The organism is Bacillus cereus group sp. BceL220 (assembly GCF_051776965.1).
GTDB classification, from domain to species: Bacteria; Bacillota; Bacilli; order Bacillales; family Bacillaceae_G; genus Bacillus_A; species Bacillus_A cereus.
This window is the reverse complement of the sequence record NZ_JBPWBC010000007.1, coordinates 101921-119973: the sequence shown is the minus strand read 5'-3', so window position 1 is coordinate 119973 and position 18053 is coordinate 101921. Positions and strand designations below refer to the sequence as shown.

Genomic DNA, 18053 nt, shown 5'->3' with positions numbered 1-18053 from the left:
TATGAGGTGGTTAAATGGGAAATGAGCAAGTGAAGTCTGTAAAGGAAGAAAAAAAGTTATGTCTTTGTATGATTGTCAAAAATGAGTCTAGAATTATGGAAAGATGTTTAAATGCAACAAAATCAATTGTAGATTATGTTTCTATTTGTGATACTGGATCGACGGATAATACGCCTGAAATTATTGAAAATTGGTGTAAGGAAAATGAGATACCTGGGACGGTTCATCATGAGCCGTTTAAAAACTTTGGTTATAACAGAAGTTTAGCTGTTTCATTAGCGCAAAAAACATATCCAGAAGCAGATTATTTATTAATATTAGATGCGGATATGATTTTAGAGGTTGATCCGAATTTCGATAAAACGAGCTTAACGGAAGATCATTATCTTACATTGCAATATGATGTTCATATTAAATATTGGCTTACACGTCTTTTGAAAGCTTCTTTACCATGGAAATCTGTCGGTGTTACTCATGAGTATTGGGATATAGATCGCTCAAAAGTTGGAGCGAATTACAATACGAAGGTAGATCGGTTAGAGACTCTTGTCGTGAATGATCCCGGAGATGGCGGGAGTAAAGCTGATAAATTTGAAAGAGATGAGAGGTTGTTGTTACAAGGAATAAACGACCCAGAAACAACGCCAGATTTGCATATAAGATATTTATTTTATTTAGCTCAGACTTATTTTCATTTAAGTCAATTTGAAGATTCGATTAAATGGTATAAAAAACGAGTGGAAGCAGGGGGTTGGGTTGAAGAGGTATTCTATTCGTTATTGCGAATAGGATTTTGTTATGAGCAGTTAGCAAATCGTTCAGCAAATAAACAAAATGAAGTGACAGATGCTGATGAAATAGAAAATGTTAAAGGGCAAGAAGAGAAATATTTAGCATTAGCTGTTTTTTATTTTCAAAAAGCGTGGGAATATAGACCAACTCGGGCTGAACCATTATACCAACTTGCAAGGTTGTATCGATTACGATCTCAAAACAATATTGCTTTGATGTATGCTCGGCAAGGAAAGGAAATTCCTTTTCCAAAGGATGATCTTTTATTTGTAGATTATCATGTGTATGATTACTTATTTGACTATGAAATTTCTATTAGTGCTTTCTATATACCGCATAAAAAACATTTAGGGGCCGTGTCGCAAAAGTATTTGGAATCGATTAAAGAAAAGATTCCATTTCATATAGCAAATGTAGTAGAGAATAATGCGAAATTTTATTAAATACATTTTCGGTTAAAGGAGTAGTGGAGTAATCATGAAATTAATGCGATGGGCGATTGAACTAGGAGAATCGGTGCATGGAAATACGTATGAAGAATTGATGCCACTACTAGACTATTATTATGATCGTGATCATTTAAAAGCGTATTGTATCGCAAATCTTCTTTTAAACATGGATGTATTAGATGAACATCGTGAAAGAATCGAATTAAGAAGATGCATCGCTGCTTATTATGCTGGATTATATAAAGTAGCAAGAAAACATGCAAATGAGTTAGTACTTAAACATCCGGATGTAGATTTATATAAAAATAATTTAAAATTAATGGAAGCTTATTTGAATAAAGAATATGATTATTGTCTTTTTATATGCCCAAAGACATATGGTAGTTTCATAGATGTTGCGCGAGCTTTAAAGTGGCGGTTGGAGCAGGAGGGAAATACAGTAATTATATCAGAAACAATACTGGAAAATGTAAAGAATACAGTTGTTTTTGGAGCACATACATACGCATATAACCCGAACCTTCTTCCGAAAGATGCAATTGTTTATAATTTAGAACAGCTATACGAAGGAAGTCCATATGCGCACCCCCTTTATTTAATATTATTAAAAGATAGAGTGATTTGGGATTATAGTAAACAAAATATAGAATGGCTTAAACAAAAAGGGGTAGGAAAAGAAATAAAACATGTAGAAATGAACTACGCTCCAACTTTGGAAATAAAAAAAGATGCGTTTGAAGATGAGATTATTGAAGATATTGATATTCTGTTTATAGGTGCCCTTAATCCGAGGCGACAAGCTATTTTTGATCATCTAAAAGCGATTGCCCCGAATTTAAATATAGTTTTTAAAAATAATGCGTGGGGAATTGTTAGAAATGAATTGATTGCTAGAGCTAAAATTATATTAAATATTCATTTTTATTTATCAGGAATTCTTGAAACACCTCGCGTGTCTTATGCAGTCGCAAATAAGAAATTTATTATTTCCGAAAATAGTAATCCAGAAGATGAGGTAGAGTGGCCAGGAATTGTGTTTACTCCGTACGAAAAAATAATTGAAAACGTAATGAAATATATAGAATTACCAGAAGAACGGAAAAGATTAGCGGAAAAAGCATATAATCATTTTGAAGCAAATGAAAGTTTAGGTACATTGAGCATGAGAGATGAAACGAAGTAATTGTGCGAAACTCATACGAAAGTATGAGTTCTTTTTTGTTTATCATACTATTTTATGAAACAAGTTAACTCTTTATATTGTGTTTTGTATAGAAATTTCTGATAATATATAAGTAGAACTTGAAAACAAAGGGGAGAAAGAATCATGAAACTAGTCGTTATTAACGGTACACCAAGAAAATTTGGTAGAACTCGCGTGGTGGCAAAATATATTGCGGATCAATTTGAAGGGGAATTATATGATTTAGCAATTGAGGAGTTACCTTTATACAATGGAGAAGAGTCACAACGTGATTTAGAGGCAGTAAAAAAATTGAAAACGTTAGTGAAAGCTGCGGATGGGGTTGTATTATGTACACCAGAATATCATAATGCGATGAGCGGTGCGCTGAAAAACTCTTTAGATTACTTAAGTAGTAGTGAATTTATTCATAAACCAGTTGCGTTGTTAGCGGTTGCTGGTGGCGGTAAAGGTGGAATAAATGCATTAAACAGCATGCGAACGGTCGCTAGAGGTGTTTATGCAAATGCCATTCCAAAACAAGTTGTGCTTGATGGATTACATGTGCAAGATGGTGAACTTGGGGAAGATGCCAAACCATTAATTCATGATGTAGTTAAAGAATTAAAAGCATATATGAGCGTATATAAAGAGGTGAAAAAGCAACTAGGAGTGGAGTGATATGTCCTCACTTTATCATGATTCTCGCTTGTATTACATTCTAGGGGCCAATAGTCTATCTGCTATTGGTTCCGGAATTGTTATGATAACGATTCCGTGGCTGTTAATTAAAGAGAGTGGAGGAGAGACAACATTTGGTTATGTTTCTATCATTGCAACCCTCATTATGTTTTTATTAACACCATTCATTGGGCAAAGTATTGATCGTTTTTCAAGAAAATCTTTATTGCTATGTAACGAAGGAATCGGAATTGCCGTAATTGGAATAATGGTTATATGGGGATTTGCGGGGCAACCTTATCATTCTATTCACTATATTCTTATTTATATAGCCGGATCATTCTACTATTTATTATTTTATCCTACAATATTTGCGTTCAACCAAGAGATATTTCAAGCGGAACATTATAAAAGTTTAAGTGGAACGATGGAAATACAAGGACAGTTAACACAAGTTATTTCTGGAGCGGCCGCGAGCTTCTTAATTGAAATTGTATCTTTGAAGTGGATTTTGTTAGTAGACATGTTAACTTTTGCTGGAGCATTTTTTCTTTTCTTATGTATACCGTACGTAAAGAAAAAAGAAGTGAAAAGAAAAATAACATTTAAGAAGCAATTGTTTGAAGGAATTCACTTTATGAAAAAACGTCCTAAGCTCTTTTGGTTCTTACTGGCCACTTATATGCCGTTTATAGGTGTTATGATGGCAAATTATTTAATACCAGTTTATATTTCGGATATACTTAAAGCCAATGCCTCTGTATACGCAATAGAGGGGATGATGTACGGTGTTGGAGCGGTTGTTGCAGGAATCTGTATTCCACTCATAATGAAATATGTAAAAACAGAAGTTTCAATCGTTATAACGATGTTCATTTATGTAATTTCAATTACCGCAATGAGTATTGAACCTTCCGTAATTTTCTTATATGGACTTGCAATTTTTCATGCAGTTGGAAATGCGGGTACAAGAGTGGCGAGAAATGTATTGATGATGGAGGAAATTCCAAACGAAGTAATGGGAAGAGTGGATAGCTTATTTCGATTAATTGGTACAGGAATACGAATTGTATTATTAATGCTGTTTACAGTTGGTGTATCTAAAGTCGGAGTCATGCTGCAGTTTTACGTATTAAGCTGCATATTGATCTTCTCATTAGGAATCGCTATTTATTATGTACTATCACAACGTAAAGTAGCGGCGCATGTTTCTAATAAATCAATCGTTTGAAAAAACACTTCTGCCTCCCTTTCTTTTTCTATATAATAACAAGAAAGGGAGTGAATACTTATTTATGAACAAATGGATCTTTCTTATGATTTTATTATTACCGCCACTATACATCATTTATATGACGTTTCGAATGAACAAAGTTGCTCGTGAAAAGTTGAGCTATCACTCTCCGTACGTTCTTATACTGGGTGCAAAGTTATTTGGAGATAGACCGTCTTTATCTCTTCAAAATCGTTTGGATGTAGCGTTGGAGTATTTATTTTCCCATCCTGAAGCGAAAGTAATTGTTTCAGGTGGTCAAGGAGAAGATGAAGATATACCGGAAGCTCATAGCATGAGAAATTATTTAATGGTACACGGTATAGATGAGAGTCGTATTTTAATAGAAGATCAATCTACAAATACGTATGAAAACTTAAAATTTAGTATGGATTTATATAATGTGAAACATGCGGTAGTTGTAAGTAATACATATCATTTATATCGAACGAAAATAATTGCAAAGCGTTTAGGTATGAAGATGGAGGCGCTAGCTGCTGAAACACCAATTCGTTCTAAGAGAAAAATGTATGTTCGCGAATATGCTGCTATTATGAAAACAATATTGTTCGACCGTTAGAGCTCAAATGCGAGCTCTTTTTTAATTTAAAAGCGTATCATTTGAAATGAATGCCATATTCCATCAAAATAAAGGAAACAACAGTAAAGGAGTTGTGTTTGTGATTCAATTTAATCATGTGTCAAAATCGTATGAAGATGGCACGAAAGCAGTGGATTCATTGCATTTAGAAATTAAAAAGGGAGAATTTTTCGTTCTCATCGGTCCGAGTGGTTGCGGGAAAACAACGACAATGAAGATGATTAATCGTTTAATCGAAACGACTGAAGGATCGATTTTAATCGATGGAAAAGATATTCAACAATATAATATAAACGAATTACGTTGGGATATAGGATATGTGTTGCAACAGATTGCATTGTTTCCTCATATGACAATCGCTGAAAATATTGCAGTTGTTCCTGAAATGAGGCAATGGAGCAAAAAGGAAATAAAAGCACGCGTCGATGACTTGTTACATATGGTTGGATTAGATCCGGATATATATCGAGATCGTATGCCTGATGAATTGTCAGGAGGACAAAAACAACGTGTCGGTGTCGTGCGAGCATTAGCCGCAAACCCGAAAATCGTTCTTATGGATGAACCATTTAGTGCGTTAGATCCATTAAGTAGGGAACAGCTTCAGAAGGATATTGTACAGTTGCAAAAAAAGATTCAAAAAACAATCGTGTTCGTAACACATGATATGCAAGAAGCATTATCACTTGGAGATCGCATTTGTATTATGAAAGATGGAAAAGTTGTTCAACTAGATACACCAGAAGGAATTATACATAATCCGAAAAATGAATTTGTAGAGGAGTTCATTGGAAATCGTGGACGAACTTGGTATGAGGAGAAAAGTGTAGCAGATGTATTGCCGCTTGATCAAAGTGTGCAATTAGAAGGGCAGGCACTATCATTACATTCTTCTTTACAAGAAGCGTTAGTTCGTGTGCGTGATGAGGAGATCGTTCCAGTTGAAGAAAACGGTCAATATATTGGAGCGTTAACAAGTCGTCATATCGTCAATTACATTGTTGAACAAATGAAGGAGAGAGGCTAAACAGTGACTAATTTTATACAAACGTTCCAAGAACGAAAAATAGAATTACTAACTGCATTAAGTGAGCACTTACAAATATCGCTTATTTCATTATTTTTTGCAGTAATTATAGCGGTGCCACTTGGCATTTTATTAACAAGAAAAGAACGAATGGCTGAATTTATAATAGGAACTTCTGCAGTAATGCAGACAGTGCCGTCACTTGCATTACTCGGACTATTAATTCCGTTAGTAGGAATCGGAAAACTTCCAGCGATTATTGCATTAGTTGTGTATGCACTATTACCTATTTTACGAAATACATATACAGGAATAAGGGAATTAGATGAATCACTAATAGAAGCCGCGAGAGCTATGGGGATGAATAGTTGGAGAAGGCTGTGGAAGGTAGAGCTTCCGCTTGCATTGCCTATCATTATGGCCGGTATTCGTACAGCGATGGTATTAATTGTTGGAACGGCTACATTAGCAGCTCTCATTGGTGCTGGTGGGCTCGGTAAGCTTATATTATTAGGCATAGATCGAAATGATCATGCACTTATCATTTTAGGGGCCGTACCAGCCGCGTTACTCGCTTTATTCTTTGATATAGTACTTCGCATACTTGAACGACCGAAACGCTCTTCTAAGCATGTTATATTGACGATATGTATAGTTGTAGTAATGATTGCTTCTCCATTTCTTTGGAGTACAGAAAAGAAAGATATTGTTATTGCGGGCAAACTTGGATCAGAACCTGAAATTTTAATTCAAATGTATAAGCAGCTTATTGAACAAGATACCGATTTAAACGTACAATTAAAACCAGGTCTTGGAAAAACAGCATTTGTATTTGAAGCGTTGAAATCCGGGGAAGTAGATATATACCCAGAATTTTCAGGAACAGCTTTATCTACTTTCGTGAAAGAAGAACCAAAGAGCACAAATCGTGATGAAGTATATGATCAGGCTCGCATTGGAATGGAAAAGAAATATAATATGGTTATGTTGAAGCCAATGGAGTATAACAATACATATGCACTAGCCATGCCGAAAAAAATAGCAGATCAAAAGAATATAAATACAATTTCTGATTTAGGGAATGTTGCGCAGGAAGCCAAAGTAGGGTTTACATTGGAATTTGCTGATCGTGAAGATGGTTATAAAGGAATGCAAAAATTATATAACTATAAGTTCTCGAATGTTAAAACGATGGAGCCGAAGCTGCGTTATAGCGCAATTCAATCTGGAGATGTTAACGTAATTGATGCATATTCAACAGATAGTGAATTGGAGCAATACGGACTGAAAGTGCTAAAAGATGATAAAGGGTTATTCCCACCTTATCAAGGAGCACCATTATTAAGAAAAGAAACGTTACAGAAATATCCTGAACTTGAAAAGGTATTAAATAAATTATCTGGAAAGATTACAGATGGAGAAATGCGAAAAATGAATTTTGAAGTTAACGTAAATGGTAAAAGTAGTGAAGAAGTCGCAAAACAATTTTTAGAAAAAGAGAATTTACTTCGTTAAATTTACAAGAAATATACAAATTTATATGTTTGAAATGACCGTTCATTACAAAATGAGCGGTTTTTTTGTGCATACTTATACATTTTTTCAAAAAAGTATTCCATTTTTGTTCATTTTCTTTTAGAATAAGTAATGTTTTCCTGAAAAAATATAAGAGAAACGTCTATTAGAGAAAAAGGTGACTTTAATAGTTGAACGAACATAACACCTAGAATGACAGATGGGGTGGTACAAATAGAAAAGAAGTTAGGATTTTTTCCATTAATCGCATTAGTAGTTGGAACAATGGTTGGTGGCGGTGTTTTTAGTTTACCGCATGATTTAGCAGTAGGAGCAAACAGTGGTGCAATAATAATTGGCTGGTGTATTACAGCGATGGGAATGATTCCACTTGCGCTCGTATATCAAACGTTAGCAAGACAAAAACCGGAACTTGAAGGTGGAATTTATAGTTATGCACGTGCTGGTTTCGGTGAATATATTGGATTTAATAGTGCTTGGGGATATTGGCTAGCAGGAATCTTAGGTAATGTCGCAACAATTATGTTACTGTTTAGTACATTAGGTTATTTCTTTCCAATTTTCAAAGGAGGAAATAATGTTGCATCTATCGTTGGGGCATCACTTTTATTATGGACACTTCATTTTCTAATTTTATTTGGAATCCGTGAAGCTTCTATTATGAATGTTATCGCAACAATAGGGAAGTTAGTTCCAATCGTTTTATTTATTGTTGTAATGGTAACAGCCTTTCGCTGGGACACATTTACACATGATTTTTGGGGAGAAGGAACCTTCTCACTTTCCGCTATACTTGGTCAAGTGAAAAATACAATGCTTGTAACACTTTGGGTTTTCATTGGAGTAGAAGGAGCGGTTGTATTATCCGGAAGAGCGAAGAATAGCCGAGATGTTGGTAAGGCAACAGTAATGGGACTTATTTTAGTAATGTCCATATATATTTTAATTTCTGTTCTGTCAATGGGAGCGATGACAAGAAGCGAACTTTCTGTGCTAGAAACTCCGTCAATGGGACATGTATTAGAGCATGTTGTTGGTCCATGGGGTGCAGTTGCGATTAACATTGGGTTAGTTGCTTCACTTGTCGGTACATTAATTGGCTGGTTTTTACTTGTTTCTGAAATTTCTCATGTAGCCGGAAAAGATGGCGTATTTCCGAAAGTCTTTACGAAAACAAATAAAAAGCAAACACCGCACATGGCATTATGGATTTCAAATGGTGTTGCCCAAATTATATTTATCATCGTTCTGTTTTCAGAATCAACATATCAAATTATGTATTTCATTGCATCAACATCAATTTTATTACCATATTTATTATCAGCGTTATTCCAATTTAAATTAGTCATTACAAACGAGCTAAAAGACGCTAAATTAAAAAATGGAGCGTTAGCTTTAATTGCTTCTATTTACTCTGTATGGCTTCTTTATGCAGCTGGTTTAAAGAATTTACTACTCGTTTCAATTGTGTATGGAATTGGAATTATTGTTTACACGTTTGCAAGAAAAGAACAAGGGAACCGTTGCTTTGCAGGTGCAGAGAAATATGTGATGTGGGCAATTATTATTGCGGCTATCACATCACTGTATATGTTATTAACTGGAAATATAAAAATGTAAAAAGTCCTTTTCATTTAAAGGGCTTTTTTCTTTGTTTAGAGAATATTTACTACATAAGATATTCAGGAGGGATGAGAATGGAAGAAAAAGAACAGCTGTCTAGAATAATTGATTTAGCTAGTGAGTTAAGGAAAGTATTAGTGCAAGAATCTTTTTTTAATCATCATCCTGAGCTGAGAGGAGTCATTGAGAATTTAGCAAGTTCTGTTGAAAATTTGGCGGAATTGCAAAAAAGTAAAGATGAAAATGCTGAAGATCGATTACGTTACGTACTTGCTAAAATGAAAATTGCTCATAATGCAATTTTACAAGAGAAAAAAGCATTTCCTTCTCATTAATATACGTTTTAATTTTGAACCTGGCGGATAACGTCAGGTTTTTTATTTCTAGTTTTTCGTTTCTTTCATACACTAAGAATAGTATGAAAAAAGAAGGTGACTAAGGTGAAATTACATAAAGCTCTTCAGCCAAGTTTTATAAAACGAATGTACTATATGAGATTTTTAGGGAAATTTACAAAAGCTGAAAAAGAGAAGAGTGGAGAGAATTTCTTTGTACAATGCTTATCGCCAATACCATTCACTTTACAGGAACAATTTGCAAATGAACCCTATGTATTTGAAGGATTATGTAGTAATAAAAAGAATGAAAAAATCTTTTTGGAATTAAAGAAGAGGAAATTAGAAAAGCAATTAGTGATGTTTCGTCTTTATTATGAAAGAGGAAATGTATACGTGGAGTTAATATGTACAGAAGAACCGAAAGAAATAGCAAGCAGCTATAAAATGATTCCGGCACCTAAAGTTACAAATAATAAAAAAAGAGAATCTTTAGAACGAAAACTTAGCAACGGTTATTTATCATTTCTTATGCCAAAATTTCCGAAAGACTTTGAGCCTCCCGAATTATTGTGGCACGATGGAAGACTGTATGGAAACATATCCTTAAAGTCATCAATTAGCTCAATCGCATATTTTGAACAGAAACGTGAATGTAAATATATAAACTGCAGTGACTGGACGAAGTATGTAGAAATAGCGGTAGAAGATCAATTATATTTTGTAAGTGATCATGTGTATGAGCAATTAAAAAAACGAATGCATGAAGAAGGTAAGCTAGTTGAAGTAGAGGATATAAAAGTGCAAAAAGATGAATGGGAATGGGATGAGCGTGAATCGTCCTTTTTACAGTATGTACAAAGTATGGTGCATAATAAAGGGCTATATTTGGATGCAACGGATATATATAATTTCCATATAAGTGTAAAAACAAATATGTTAACGATTCTTGGTGGTATACCGGGCGTTGGGAAATCACGTTTTGTGCAAACTTATGCAGAAGCATTAGGATTACAGTATGGGGAAGAATTGGTTTGGATTCCAATTTCACCATCGTATCAAGAACCACATGATTTACTTGGTTACCTTCATCCAAATGGTACTTTTATTGAAAGTGAAACGAAGTTAGTTAGGACGTTAATGAAGGCGAAAGAAAATCCCAATCAACTGTATATAATCGTTTTTGATGAAATGAACATGTCACATATTGAGCATTGGTTTACTCCATTTTTATCTGTTCTTCAACTTGAAACAAAAAATCGTATTTTAAACTTGTATGAGGGTGTTCAGGACATTGAGAATTCAATTCCATCAACAATTGAAATTGGAGAAAATATTATATTTGTAGGTACTGTGAATTTTGATGAAACAACGAAAGAGCTCTCCGATCGATTATTAGACCGAACGAACTTAATAACGTTACAAAAAATTCCGTTTTGTGAGATGGGCATGGAACTGGGGAAAGTCGTATTACACCCACCTTTGAAAGTAACAGCGGGAGAATTTCGGATAAATTGGATGAGAAATAAAGCGATGATTGAAGTGTTTTCTGAAGAAGAATTAGAGCTATTAGATAAGTTGCATGTCGTATTGTCATCACATGATGCGTCTAAGGGAATTTCTTTCCGATGTGCAAACGCAATTGCGACTTATTTGCAAAATATACCGTTCCAAAATAACCATACCTATATGATCAGTAGAGAAGAAGGGTTTGATTTACAAATAAAGCAGCGTGTATTGACGAAAATCAGAGGGACCGAAATGATGGTTGGTTCTTTACTTTCTGAAGAAGCAAAAAGGGGAGCGACCTTAGTACCTCTTTTGCAATCTGCACTTGCAAACAGAGTATCTACATTTGAACACTCTTTAGCATATATACGAGAAAAACGTAGGGAACTGGAGTTGTATGGATATGCAAAATGAAGGGCGTTACGAAACAAAAATCGTTGATACGAATGAAACGCTCCCTTTTGTATTAAAGTTAATCATTGGAAATGAGGGGAAAGGAGATTATATTTTATTAAATCGTCTTTGTACATCTACTACAGCATTAGTTCAATGCATTTATAAAGTACAAGAATTAAAACCGATTAGATTGCAGTACAATTATGAAATCCCAATGAATATTACTTTTATATGGAATAAAGTATATGAGGGACAGAAAAATATAAAAGAGGCTCAATATGAAATAAATGAAAAAAAACAAAGAGTATTAATATATGAACATGGGAAAACAGAATTCTTTTATCCATGGCGCTGTGGTTTATACCATTTTGAAGTGCGTATAGAAGATACAACGTATTATGGTGCTTTTCAAATCGTACCGAAAAATTTTTTTGATGATCAATTTGAAATGATTCAAGACTATGTGAAGTCAATTTTAAATGAGTTGATTTTGGATAGAGGTTATTATAAAAAGACTTTCTCTGCACTTAGCGATATTGAGGATTCTTCTTATTTAGTTTTGCTTAGAAAGTTACCCCAAAAAATGAAGATGATAAAGCAAATCTTTAAGAAAATAGAATCAAGCTCAAAATTTATAAATGCATATAAATGGGAAGGAAAAGAGAGAAAGCCAACAAGAAAAGGAACCATAGTGGCAGAAAGAAAACCTTATGCAAAACATTATAATCGTAAGTTTATGGAACAAAAAAATAGTAAGGAAAATGCATTTCTTAAATATAAATCGATGCAATTTTATCATTATTTAATTGAAGCTAAAAGTTTTTTACGTCAAACAATTGAAATATTAGAAAGAGAAAAAAAGAAAAAATCAGAAGAGTTTCAAGCCGTAAAAACGATTATACAAACAATTGAGCGTAATGGATCAGTAACCGATAGAGAGAAGCAAAAATATAAAAATATACATTTACTAAAAGAAGCCGATTTACGAAAGAGCTCAATGAAAATACAAGAATATAAAATATTGGCGCACATTGTTCATGAAAATGTACAATACTTTCAAATGTTAATGCACTCCTCGTTTTGGAGGGAAGTTACTGAAACAAGTAACATGAACTTACATGATTTACCGATACCACATCAACAATTACTACATCATTTAGAAGTACTCCCGCAATATACGGATCAATCTCCATCGTTATTATTTGTTTATAAGCCAACGTTTTTAGTGTATGAATATTACGCTTTTTTTATCGTTATTTCAATTTTAGAGCAAATTGGTTTTGAGGCTAGAAATTCCATTCGTGAACAAATACAAGAACATTTTTATGTAGATGGATTACAAGATGGAACGACAGTAGTTTTACAACGAGATGATTTAAAGGTACATGTCGCATTTAATGACTTAATTGAAACACATCCTCTTATTGCATTAAGTAAAGGGAGTAATTTTTACAATGGTGAGGATACGAAGAAGCCAGATATTCGCTTAGACTGTTATGTAAAAGAAGATGGGAAATACGTATATAAATCTTCTATTATTATTGAAGTGAAGTATAGTCCAATGTACAATATTTTTCAGCACGTCGGAAATACGAAAGCAACTGAGCAAATGTATAAGTATTGGTCTATAAAGTATGTAGAAGAACAGGATGGAAAGCGAGTCTATTATCGAAGGTCAATTTATGAAGTCATTTGTGTATATCCAGGAAGCCATATGCATAGTAAAAAAATTGAGTCTGGATGCGGTGTTTTCTTGCAGTTATATCCATATAAGACGAAACAAGGGGAAGAGAAATTAGCTGGAAAACATGGGATGGTACAAATTTTTGAAAAGTGGTTAAAAAGCATTGAGAAGTAAAAGAAATCCTTTTTCATAAAGGATTTTTTTAGATTAAGAAGAATTATATGCTGTATGGAAAGAAACATATTGTAAGTTAGATTTGAAAAGTGATACAAATGTGTTATTAAAAGGAATGTGAGCGCGGGATAAAAGTCGATTAAATTGGAATCTAATTCATTTTGCAGAATATAATAAGTAATAAATATTTTTAGTTGCATACGAAGATTTGTTCTTATATGATAGATAGTGAAAGCGTTATCAAAAACAGAGCGACGATGGGAAAGGCGGTTAAATATGTTCCAGCGTGTTCAAACAAAGGAAGAACATTTTGGGTTCGAGCAACTATGGGGAGATTTTTGTGAAGAAAGAAACTTAATGTTCGTAGAACGTAATTTAAATCCATCACGATTTTTATTAATAGAAGATGAACATCCTATTGGTACAGTAGAATGTATTAAGTATACGGTACCTGAACAATCAAATTCTGAGTTTTTCTATCCGTTTTCTAAAAATGATTTAGTAAAAGATTTGAAGAATGTGTATGAAATAGGCAAGTTAAGTATTTCGAAAACGTCTCGTGGGAGAGGACATTTCAAAAGGCTAACAGCTATTTTATTTATACATGCGTTAGAAACAAAAGCTGAATGGTACATTGCAGCAGTAACAAAAAGAATGTATATGTATTTACTTACACTCGGTTTTCCAATTGAACCGATAGATAATCCATTTCAGTTTCATGATACTTTACAAGGTGTACCAGTAAGAATTCATGCTCGAAAAGGGGTTACGCATTTGTATTCTTTAAAAGAATTTCGCGATGTGATTCAAGGGAATGCTCATGCACAGGCATTAATTGCAGAATACAGTAAAAATATTATGTTAACGAAATAAAACGAAGTGAATATGTATAATAAAGAGAATAATATTTTTATAAGATATAACTCTTCATTAAAAAAGACCCTTATTATTTTAATAAGGGTCTAAAAATTATAATCCAAATATACTAAAAATCATTTTGCGGCGCTTTGGTTTCTTTTCTCGTTCGTATGTTGGTTTTGAATCAGGAGTAATATAAATGGGTTCTTCTTTCGTTAGGGCAGCTTCTAATTTTTGAATTCGTTCTAACATTTCCTCCATTTCACGACGGTGTTGTAAAAGTTGGTACGTGACGACATCATTTGCCTTATCTTGCATTTGTTCTTCCATTCGATCGAGTCTTCTCGTCATAGTGTTTAATTGATCAGCTAATTGTTCAAAATCATTCGATGATATGTTTTGAACAATTGTATTGACTTGAGTTTTTAATTCTTCAACCTCATTTGAGGAAGTCTTTTGAGTAGGTTGAGGATTTTGAGACTGCTCTATTTGAAATAGATGGTGTTCTAACATTTGATCGACATCATCTTGTGTGAAAATAAAGTGGCCATATTTGTTTTTTTCTATCGTAAGATTTAATTGTTGCGCGATCCGGACAACAGCCTTTGGGCTAACACCTAATTTTTTTGCGATAAATGGTGTTTTATATTCCAAAATAATCCCTCCTATATATATCCTGTTGAATGATTTCGAGCTATGAAGTAAGTTCCCTTCTAGTGCGACAAAAGAAGTGTGGAATCGGCAAAGAAAGTGTTTTTTCACGAAATTGAGTTGAGAAGAATAGTTCGTTTAAATAAAAATGTTTTATCGTAACATTTAGAATAATTTGACGAGTGTAAATGAATTAGATTATCATAATGATAAATATCTTTTTTATGTATGCATATAATATATAAAAAGGTGGTTGCTAATGTAGAATTTTGTTAGAGTATTAGAATGCTTACTTCACTTGAATAAAATTAAGTAGGAGGTGGCTTCCTTGCTTACAATGTAAGTAAGGAAAAGTATTTGGACATATATAGTATAAGTATAGTGATTGTTTTAATTGCCTTAACGGCATTTTTCGTTGCAGCAGAATTTGCAATTGTTAAAGTGAGAAGTTCACGAATTGACTATTTAATTGCAGAAGGAAATAATCGTGCAACATCGGTCAAAACAGTCATTACAAACTTAGACGAATATTTATCTGCTTGTCAGTTAGGAATTACTGTTACAGCTTTAGGAATTGGGTGGTTTGGTAAACCTGCGTTAAAGCAAATGTTTGATACGCTTTTTGCAAATTGGAATATCTCTACTCAACTAGCAGACATTTTTGCTGTAACTTTAGTATTTTTGTTAATTACTTTTTTACATGTTGTAATAGGGGAATTGGCCCCAAAAACATTTGCAATTCAAAAATCTGAACAAGTGAGTTTGCTTGTTTCTAAGCCGTTAATTTTCTTTTATCGTATTGCATTCCCATTCATTTGGCTATTAAATGGTTCAGCTCGAATCATTACGAAGCTGCTAGGGCTGAAACCGCCGAAGGGGCATGATGAGGTTCATTCAGAAGAAGAATTACGGTTGTTAGTTTCAGAAAGTTATAAAAATGGTGAGATTAATCAATCTGAATATAAATATGTAAATAAAATTTTTGAATTTGATGATCGGATTGCAAAAGAAATAATGGTACCTCGAACTGAAATGAATATTATAAGTAAAGAAATGCCCGCTGAAGAAGCTTTGCAAAAAATGTCTCGCGAAAAATATACAAGGTATCCAGTTGTTGATGGCGACAAAGACCACGTAATAGGTTTTGTGAATTTTAAAGATATTTTTACTGAGTTTGTACAACATAAAGCTGTTAATAAGAAGACAGTAGAGCAATATATGAGACCAATTATTTTAGTTATCGATTCTATTCCAATTCATGATTTGTTTTTAAAAATGCAAAAAGAAAGAACACATATTGCTATATTGATAGATGAATATGGTGGGACATCTGGACTTGTTACTGTTGAAGATATTTTGGAAGAAATTGTTGGAGATATTCAGGATGAGTTTGATACGGATGAGCAGCCAGAAATTCAAAAGGTTAGTGAAACGAAGACGATACTAGAGGGAAAAGTACTTGTTAGTGAAGTGAATACGTTATTTGGTTTAGGGATTGATGATGATGGTGTTGATACAATCGGTGGTTGGATTTTAACGAAGAATATAGAGATTGCTGAAGAGGATTCCATTGAAATTGAAAATTATAAGTTTTGTGTGAAAGAATTAGATGGACATTATATAAAAAGATTAGAAGTTACAAAGATAGTAGAATCGATTGTTATTTTAGAAGATGAAAAACAAATTCCGTTACAAGAGCAAATTAGCTCGTAAACTCTGCTATATAGCAGAGTTTTTTTGAGCATAATGTTTTTTGAGGGATAAGGGCTATGATACAATGACATAAGTTGAACCTTTCACTAGGTGAAGTATTGTTGTATACATATATTTGGAAGGAGAAGAAGTATGAAAAAGCATTTATATATAAACGGAAATTGGAAATCTGTAAACACGTATAAACCATTATACGCACCATATTCTGAAGAAACATTAGCGGAAATTGCACAAGGAACGGAAGAAGATGTAAAAGAGGCTGTTACTGCTGCAAAAAATGCAATGATAAAAATGAATAAATTATCTGCATATGATCGTGCGACTATTTTAGAGAAAGTTGCACAAAAAATGGATGAAAGAAGAGAAGAATTTGCAGAGATTATTGCAAAAGAAGCTGCAAAACCAATACGTGCTGCAAGGGGAGAAGTAGATCGTACTGTTCAAACGTACAAATTTGCAGCTGAAGAAGCGAAGCGTATATATGGTGAGACATTGCCATTAGACGCCGCACCTGGTGCGGATGGGCGTATTGCATATACAATCCGAAAGCCGATTGGGGTTATAGGGGCTATTACACCATTTAATTTCCCGTTAAATTTAGTAGCGCATAAAGTTGGACCAGCAATTGCTGCTGGAAATACAGTTGTATTAAAGCCAGCTGATCAAACGCCATTATCATCTTATGCATTAGTTGAGTTATTTGAAGAGGCAGGATTGCCAAATGGAGCTTTAAATATCATTTCTGGCCCTGGCGCCACGGTTGGTGAGGCAATCGTCAAAAATGATTACGTTGCTTCTATTACTTTTACCGGAAGTCCAAAAGTTGGAATCGGAATAAAACAAAAGGCTGGGCTAAAACGAGTTACGTTAGAACTAGGTTCAAATGCTGCTGTTATTATTGATGAAGATGTAGAGTTAACAGATGAAATAATTGAACGTGTAAAATGGGGAGCATTTGTTAATAATGGGCAAGTTTGTATTTCCGTACAACGTGTTTTTGTACATGAAACGAAAATGCATGAATTTCTCTCGAAGCTAAAGAAAGCGATGGAATCAGTTGTTGTTGGTGATCCACTGCTTGAGGAAACGGATGTATCAGCTTTAATTTCAAAAAAAGATGTAGAGCGAATTGATATGTGGGTTCAAGAAGCAATCAAGGAAGGAGCAACTGTTTTATGCGGTGGTAAGAAGCGGGATGCAAGAATTTTTGAACCGACTGTATTAACAAATGTTCCAGATCATGTATCTGTGCAGTGCCAAGAAGTATTCGGTCCACTCATGACAGTAAATACATTTAAAGAATTTGATGAAGCGATTGAGCAAGTAAATAATTCGCGTTACGGCTTACAGGCAGGAGTATTTACAAATAATTTATTTAAAGCAATGCGTGCAATTGATGAGCTAGAGGTTGGTGGTGTCATGATTAATGATATTCCAACGTTCAGAGTAGATCATATGCCTTATGGTGGTGTGAAAGAAAGTGGCACGGGGCGCGAAGGAATTAAATATGCAATAGAAGAAATGACAGAAATGAAATTAGTATGTATTAAAAAATAAAATAGAAAACT

Annotated in this window: 15 protein-coding genes; 14 read left to right on the top strand and 1 reads right to left on the bottom strand. The window is 33.8% G+C overall.

Translation table 11 applies throughout. The features are described from left to right. Positions 1-14 precede the first annotated feature (14 nt). The 12 genes from ACS2FK_RS19195 to ACS2FK_RS19140 all read left to right on the top strand — a co-directional run bounded on the left by ACS2FK_RS19195 (position 15) and on the right by ACS2FK_RS19140 (position 14136). Complete coding sequence (locus ACS2FK_RS19195; RefSeq protein ID WP_023521843.1) at positions 15-1235, top strand: tetratricopeptide repeat-containing glycosyltransferase; 1221 nt, start codon at positions 15-17, stop codon at positions 1233-1235. A 34-nt stretch (positions 1236-1269) separates the two neighbouring features. Next, entirely contained in the window at positions 1270-2424 is a 1155-nt protein-coding gene (locus tag ACS2FK_RS19190; RefSeq protein ID WP_023521844.1) for a hypothetical protein, read from the top strand. 144 nt (positions 2425-2568) lie between these two features. Then, complete coding sequence (locus ACS2FK_RS19185) at positions 2569-3105, top strand: NADPH-dependent FMN reductase (RefSeq protein ID WP_000780355.1); 537 nt, start codon at positions 2569-2571, stop codon at positions 3103-3105. A 1-nt stretch (position 3106) separates the two neighbouring features. Continuing rightward, entirely contained in the window at positions 3107-4336 is a 1230-nt protein-coding gene (locus ACS2FK_RS19180; RefSeq protein WP_063547160.1) for an MFS transporter, read from the top strand. 64 nt (positions 4337-4400) lie between these two features. Further along, entirely contained in the window at positions 4401-4958 is a 558-nt protein-coding gene (locus tag ACS2FK_RS19175) for a YdcF family protein (protein ID WP_001045718.1), read from the top strand. 100 nt (positions 4959-5058) lie between these two features. Then, on the top strand, positions 5059-6006 hold the full coding sequence (locus ACS2FK_RS19170; RefSeq protein WP_000614073.1) for an ABC transporter ATP-binding protein: 948 nt from the start codon (positions 5059-5061) through the stop codon (positions 6004-6006). A 3-nt stretch (positions 6007-6009) separates the two neighbouring features. Beyond that, the gene (locus tag ACS2FK_RS19165) at positions 6010-7521 is read left to right on the top strand and encodes an ABC transporter permease/substrate-binding protein (RefSeq protein WP_063547161.1); all 1512 of its coding nucleotides are present in this window, start codon (positions 6010-6012) and stop codon (positions 7519-7521) included. A 213-nt stretch (positions 7522-7734) separates the two neighbouring features. Next, positions 7735-9162, top strand: a complete 1428-nt coding sequence (locus ACS2FK_RS19160; RefSeq protein ID WP_000129441.1) for a basic amino acid/polyamine antiporter — start codon at positions 7735-7737, stop codon at positions 9160-9162. Between the two features lie 77 nt (positions 9163-9239). After that, positions 9240-9500 (top strand): hypothetical protein, encoded by a 261-nt coding sequence (locus ACS2FK_RS19155; RefSeq protein ID WP_000391447.1) that lies wholly within the window; start codon positions 9240-9242, stop codon positions 9498-9500. A 105-nt stretch (positions 9501-9605) separates the two neighbouring features. After that, positions 9606-11423, top strand: coding sequence for an AAA family ATPase (locus ACS2FK_RS19150; protein ID WP_000766193.1), 1818 nt, complete (start codon positions 9606-9608; stop codon positions 11421-11423). Beyond that, a complete protein-coding gene (locus ACS2FK_RS19145; protein WP_001178725.1) occupies positions 11413-13263 on the top strand; it encodes a hypothetical protein in 1851 nt (616 codons plus the stop codon). The genes ACS2FK_RS19150 and ACS2FK_RS19145 overlap by 11 nt, the downstream gene beginning before the upstream one ends. A 276-nt stretch (positions 13264-13539) precedes the next feature. Next, positions 13540-14136 (top strand): hypothetical protein, encoded by a 597-nt coding sequence (locus ACS2FK_RS19140; RefSeq protein ID WP_000487795.1) that lies wholly within the window; start codon positions 13540-13542, stop codon positions 14134-14136. 96 nt (positions 14137-14232) lie between these two features. Here ACS2FK_RS19140 and racA read toward each other — a convergent pair whose 3' ends face one another. Further along, on the bottom strand, positions 14233-14775 hold the full coding sequence (racA, locus tag ACS2FK_RS19135; RefSeq protein ID WP_000456014.1) for a chromosome-anchoring protein RacA: 543 nt from the start codon (positions 14773-14775) through the stop codon (positions 14233-14235). Between the two features lie 354 nt (positions 14776-15129). Here racA and ACS2FK_RS19130 point away from each other — a divergent pair, with 354 nt between their 5' ends. Both ACS2FK_RS19130 and ACS2FK_RS19125 read left to right on the top strand, forming a co-directional pair. Then, the gene (locus tag ACS2FK_RS19130) at positions 15130-16485 is read left to right on the top strand and encodes a hemolysin family protein (protein ID WP_015055122.1); all 1356 of its coding nucleotides are present in this window, start codon (positions 15130-15132) and stop codon (positions 16483-16485) included. Positions 16486-16617: 132 nt separating this feature from the next. After that, positions 16618-18042 carry an aldehyde dehydrogenase family protein gene (locus tag ACS2FK_RS19125; RefSeq protein ID WP_000716480.1) on the top strand — a complete coding sequence of 475 codons (1425 nt, stop codon included), beginning with the start codon at positions 16618-16620 and terminating at the stop codon, positions 18040-18042. Positions 18043-18053 lie beyond the last annotated feature (11 nt).

Bases quoted from the DNA above. Each gene is read 5' to 3' on its own strand.
- ACS2FK_RS19125 (WP_000716480.1), top strand. From the start codon at position 16,618: ATGAAAAAGCATTTATATATAAACGGAAATTGGAAATCTGTAAACACG.
- ACS2FK_RS19185 (WP_000780355.1), top strand. From the start codon at position 2,569: ATGAAACTAGTCGTTATTAACGGTACACCAAGAAAATTTGGTAGAACT.
- ACS2FK_RS19145 (WP_001178725.1), top strand. From the start codon at position 11,413: ATGCAAAATGAAGGGCGTTACGAAACAAAAATCGTTGATACGAATGAA.
- ACS2FK_RS19160 (WP_000129441.1), top strand. From the start codon at position 7,735: ATGACAGATGGGGTGGTACAAATAGAAAAGAAGTTAGGATTTTTTCCA.
- ACS2FK_RS19175 (WP_001045718.1), top strand. From the start codon at position 4,401: ATGAACAAATGGATCTTTCTTATGATTTTATTATTACCGCCACTATAC.
- ACS2FK_RS19140 (WP_000487795.1), top strand. From the start codon at position 13,540: ATGTTCCAGCGTGTTCAAACAAAGGAAGAACATTTTGGGTTCGAGCAA.
- ACS2FK_RS19190 (WP_023521844.1), top strand. From the start codon at position 1,270: ATGAAATTAATGCGATGGGCGATTGAACTAGGAGAATCGGTGCATGGA.
- ACS2FK_RS19155 (WP_000391447.1), top strand. From the start codon at position 9,240: ATGGAAGAAAAAGAACAGCTGTCTAGAATAATTGATTTAGCTAGTGAG.
- ACS2FK_RS19195 (WP_023521843.1), top strand. From the start codon at position 15: ATGGGAAATGAGCAAGTGAAGTCTGTAAAGGAAGAAAAAAAGTTATGT.
- ACS2FK_RS19180 (WP_063547160.1), top strand. From the start codon at position 3,107: ATGTCCTCACTTTATCATGATTCTCGCTTGTATTACATTCTAGGGGCC.